This is a genomic window from Paraglaciecola sp., from assembly GCF_051252315.1.
Lineage (GTDB): Bacteria > Pseudomonadota > Gammaproteobacteria > Enterobacterales > Alteromonadaceae > Paraglaciecola.
In genome coordinates this window covers 1-4,617 of the sequence record NZ_JBPOFP010000198.1, presented here as the reverse complement: position 1 = coordinate 4,617, position 4,617 = coordinate 1, and the positions used below count along the sequence as shown (strand labels likewise).

5 protein-coding genes are annotated in these 4,617 nt (G+C 36.5%); 1 reads left to right on the top strand and 4 read right to left on the bottom strand.

Annotated elements, in window-relative coordinates:
• Positions 1 to 541: hypothetical protein (locus tag ACSHXM_RS20950; protein ID WP_435692205.1), on the top strand; the 541-nt coding region annotated here is incomplete at its 5' end.
• Here ACSHXM_RS20950 and ACSHXM_RS20945 read toward each other — a convergent pair.
• From ACSHXM_RS20945 to ACSHXM_RS20930, 4 genes are read right to left on the bottom strand one after another with little or no spacing between them, the layout of a single operon-like run.
• Positions 534 to 1,337 (bottom strand): sugar nucleotide-binding protein, encoded by an 804-nt coding sequence (locus ACSHXM_RS20945; RefSeq protein WP_435692203.1) that lies wholly within the window; start codon positions 1,335 to 1,337, stop codon positions 534 to 536. The two genes, ACSHXM_RS20950 and ACSHXM_RS20945, sit on opposite strands and share 8 nt — an antisense overlap.
• A gap of 1 nt (position 1,338) precedes the next feature.
• Entirely contained in the window at positions 1,339 to 2,382 is a 1,044-nt protein-coding gene (locus tag ACSHXM_RS20940; protein WP_435692201.1) for a zinc-binding dehydrogenase, read from the bottom strand.
• Complete coding sequence (locus ACSHXM_RS20935; protein ID WP_435692199.1) at positions 2,383 to 3,483, bottom strand: class I SAM-dependent methyltransferase; 1,101 nt, start codon at positions 3,481 to 3,483, stop codon at positions 2,383 to 2,385.
• Positions 3,464 to 4,456 (bottom strand): aminoglycoside phosphotransferase family protein, encoded by a 993-nt coding sequence (locus ACSHXM_RS20930; RefSeq protein WP_435692197.1) that lies wholly within the window; start codon positions 4,454 to 4,456, stop codon positions 3,464 to 3,466. Before ACSHXM_RS20930 ends, ACSHXM_RS20935 begins: the two co-directional genes overlap by 20 nt.
• Positions 4,457 to 4,617: the final 161 nt, after the last annotated feature.

The window sequence follows — 4,617 nt, the reverse complement described above, 5'->3', positions numbered from 1 at the left end:
GTTCCCCGCTACGCACCAAGTAAGCATCCCCCTCAAAGGCCAATACTCAACATCTTATACTCTCTATAATAGAGACACTAACACGATTAGGAATTTATGTGAGGAATATCCTGGCATTACGTTTTGCCCTATCAATATAGAGTCTGACGCTAAATCGCCCCAAAACTGGTTTAGTGACCAACTAACTGTTGCTGGTAGTTTAATTAATTTTTCTGTCTTAGGTGAAAAATGCCAAGTTATGCTTCCTAAGTTAGTTGTCCCCAAAAATTACAATAAACTAAAGTTAAAAGCCCAACTTTTTGAAACTCAAGGTACAGACACAATCTTAGATTATGGGTTATATATCGCAGTACAGTGTAACAGTGAGGGTGTTGAATTAAACGTACTAAATAATGGAACAAGAGGAAGGTTATTGACTGAGGAGATAGAGCTCAATAACCATATTCTAGTAGAGTACGAACAAAGTCTATTTGATAGTGAATGGGAAAGAATGAAAAGGTGTATTCCAACACTTGAAAAAAATTATTGCCAAGTTAGCTAAGTAACTTAAGCTTGACATAATCTAATACGTGGCAAATATTTTGCACTTTTATGAAGGCCGGATCTACATCAAACCTGATATTGGTATATGGTGTCGGGGTTACCCCCTTTGACTTCGCATTTTCTTCTTGGATAAAACGCTCAGGCCACAACCTTTTTGCGAACTCATAATATGACAAACAATGGGAACCAGAAAAGTAATAGGTTCCCGGTAACTTTTGTTTAGCAATATTTTTTAACTGAACCACTAAAAAAGATAAACTGACTGGCGAAAAATAATGATCAGAAAATGCCTTTAAGGGGTTATTACTTTGACTATTCCACGATATCAACAAAGATTCTAGGCTATCTATAATTTTAGGAAGCTTGATGACATTGTGAGCAATTTTTTCGTCTGTCAAAAAACATTCAATTTGTGTTTTACATTCACCGTAATACTCAAGAGGTTGACTTCCTATAGTGTCAACTAAAGGCTGATTTGATGAAAACCAAATAATATAAACGCCTTTATTAGCTAACAGCCTCATTAAGTTTTTTAAGCCAGTAACATTGACTTTAAAGGCTTCTTGCTGATTTTCCTGACAATATTTAATATTTGTTAAGGATGCACAAATAATTGCTAAATCAAAATTTTGGTCATTTATAAATTGGTATGTTGATGGCCTGAGCAAATCTAAAAAATACCTGCTTTTAGAGTCTCGCCGAGTTGTCGAAGTGACAGAGTGTTGATCATCGGAGAATTCCTGAACAATTGCTTTGCCGATTAGACTATCACCGCCAACAACTAAAACTTTCATGTCAAATATCTAATTCGGGATTAATTTCAATTAGTGCACGGACAATTGCACCTTTACGTAAATCATCCATTGCCGAATTAATATCGTCCAGAGCATAGCCTTTTGACAAAAAAGGCTCTAAATTTAAATGCCCCTTTTTATACAAATTGACAAGCTTAGGGATATCAGTATCGGGATTAGAACCACCTCCCCAACTACCTTGAATTGACTTTCCACGATGAAAAGCGTGTGGTTCAAGGCTTATTTTATCACCATCTTTGGGATGTGATGCAAAAATACATTTGCCACCACCATCTCTAATTGACTCAAATGCCTGCTCAATGGTGAAAGCTTGCCCACTAGCTTCAATAGAATAATCTGCCCCATGCCCGGTTAATCTGGTAATACATTCAACAGGATCAGTTTCCGATGAATTAATGACATGCGTCGCACCTAGTTGTTTTGCTAACTCCAACTTTTCAGGAGACACATCAACTGCAACTAACATACTGGGCTGGTAGTAATTAGCTGCAATAAGAGCACTTAGACCAACTCCTCCTAGTCCAAATACAACTATAGTTTTCTCAACTTCTGGTTTTAGTTCATTAAATACCAGACCAGCACCTGTCGGTAAGGCACATCCCAAAAGAACCCCCAGCTTCATAGGCATACCTTCTGGTAACTTAACTAAGCGATTTTCTGACACAATTGCTGTTTGATTAAAAGTAGTTACTGACCCAGCATTAATTGTCTGCCCATTACACTGATATAACCCTCCAGGCACATCATGCCCCTGTCCCTTTATCCAGCCTAATACAACTTTGTCACCAATATTTACTTTGGTTACATTCTCACCAATGCTTTTTACTACCCCTACGCCTTCATGTCCCAATAGGTGAGGTAAATATTTATCTTCCCCCCTACCTCCAGAGACTTCCATCAATTGCGAGTGACATACACCACTATAAACTAAATCAACCTCAACCTGGCCCATTTTGACATTCGGAACGTCAACTTCAACCACTCTGAGCGGTTGATTTAATTCATATAATACAGCCGCTTTCATTCATAACTCCTGAAAAATAATATCTTGATATCGTAATTTTAAATTGTGAGTTTGTTCGGGAGGAAGAGGGCTAATCACTGTTACTCCCTTCGGAATATCCTTTGGAGACAGAATTGGAACCCCTAAATAATGTTTCCCGATTTTATTAGGATCCTCATCAACAAAACAAGTTAAATGCGAACCTAAGCATAAACCGGCATAGACACCAGTAGGGCCAGTACTAAAAACAGCTGTAGCTTGTTTAACCTGAACCATTTGCTCATTAAGTTTAATCAAATGATTAAAATCGGGAACAAATACTTGAGCACCTTCCAGCTGATGGCCAATTCTATTGCTAGATTGCCTGTTAGACACTAACAATGTTAATTCTTTTCCTATCTGCGTAGTGGGTACATCTACATGTTTGAAAATTCGGTTCACTAAAGAAGTAAGTGTAGGCAATTGAAAATGAGATACATGGTCATAAATACAAGCGTCCATTATATTAGTTTGTATATCAGGAACTTGAATAATAAGGATTCCATTTTTACTCAACAACTTAGACAGTTGTTTTAAAAACGTTATCGGTTCAATTACGTGTTCTAATACGTGTATTATTGAAATAACATCAAACTTTTGGTCCTGAATATTATCAAGCTCCCCTTGATAGAATCCCTTAACATTTTTTATTCTTAATACTTGCGTAGCGTTACATGAGGATACATCCTGCCCCCATAAGCTAAAATGTGGATATAAATGGGAAATTGACTTTAGCATTACACCGCTTCCTGCGCCAACATCTAACCATTTTAGGTTTGATCTCAAATCTCTTAAATACGGCTCACAGTTGTGAAGAATAGACTCTGTTCTAGTGGATGGAACATCCCCTGTAAACTGCAGCTGCTCTTTACCTTCCGTTAAAGGGTAGGCGGTATAATTATGATATAAATCATTGATTTGCTGTAAATAAGATTCATTAATTTCTTTTTGAATATGTCCACATACGGCACACTGATGTAAAGCTGGAGAATCTTTAATCAGCTTACAGTCTGAAGAAACACTTATCTCAGTTTTAGCCTTATAAACCTGAGTCAATTCGCCGCTACATAACAGACATTGCATTTAACTTTCCTCCTAGTATTTCTTCAAGAGATGCAAACATCGCCTTAGACTTCCTCAACTGTTCTTCACAAACAGTATTATCATCGCTATTTTCTAATGCGAAACTTCGTCTTTCTAACCCCTCCTTAGAAAATTCATTTAGCAATATACAGCACCATTTAAGGCGTACTAAGGGAAAAATAAATTTGATTCTTGCAAAAATTTCTTTAGCTTCTTGTTCAGAAAATGCAGTGAGAATAAAGTCTTTCAAATACTCTAAAGGAACTTTAACTTTGGGCTGACTAAAAAAATCACAAACCATTTTTGCTGGGTCATCCACACCAGCGTGTTCAAAATCGAAATATCTTAATTTTCCATCAGCTTGTAACAGTGCATTGTGATATCCAAAATCTGAGGGAGACAATATTTTAAAACTAGATTCAGGTATTACCTCTTGGTGTTCCAGATCCGCTAACTTAGGAAGCAATGTATCGACAACAAAAGAATGTGCTTCCACAGCCACATCACTAGTTGGTGTAATTTTAGCTAATTGGTTTAGTCTAAATCGCAGAATATCGAAATAGTCTTTATTGAGAAGGCAAGCCTCCGATGCCGGATTTAAATATTCATTATGAAAATTTTTAATCCGACCAATAAACCTTGCTGAATCTAAAACATGTATCAGACTTGGATCTAAAATGGACTTTCCATTCAACTTCTCATACACAGACCATTTTGCATTGTCGTCTTGCAATATAGGTTTAGGTGTCGACTTTTCACCTTTATTCCACAACAAGGTACTGAAGGAGAATTCATTCTTACCTTTTTTATTAATTTTATTACCATTATCGAAATAACTTTTTACAACATATTTTTTACCATTCACCACGATTGAATAAACTTGATTATTCCCTCCACCATCTAATGGCTCAATGTTGTCTATATTTCCCGCTAACTTAGTTGAAACTTCGGAAATAAGGTCAGGACTTAACAAGAAAATTCTCCAGTTTTCTAATTTCTTTCCAATTTGAACATACGATAATATTGGAATAAGGGACAACTGGTTTGTGGGGGGAGAATAAGACTTTACAAACCGACTCGGGAAATACTATGTGCTCGAATATTTTAGGTAAGTCATCAATAAATACATCACAC

Bases quoted from the DNA above. Each gene is read 5' to 3' on its own strand.
- ACSHXM_RS20935 (WP_435692199.1), bottom strand. From the start codon at position 3,483: ATGCAATGTCTGTTATGTAGCGGCGAATTGACTCAGGTTTATAAGGCT.
- ACSHXM_RS20945 (WP_435692203.1), bottom strand. From the start codon at position 1,337: ATGAAAGTTTTAGTTGTTGGCGGTGATAGTCTAATCGGCAAAGCAATT.
- ACSHXM_RS20940 (WP_435692201.1), bottom strand. From the start codon at position 2,382: ATGAAAGCGGCTGTATTATATGAATTAAATCAACCGCTCAGAGTGGTT.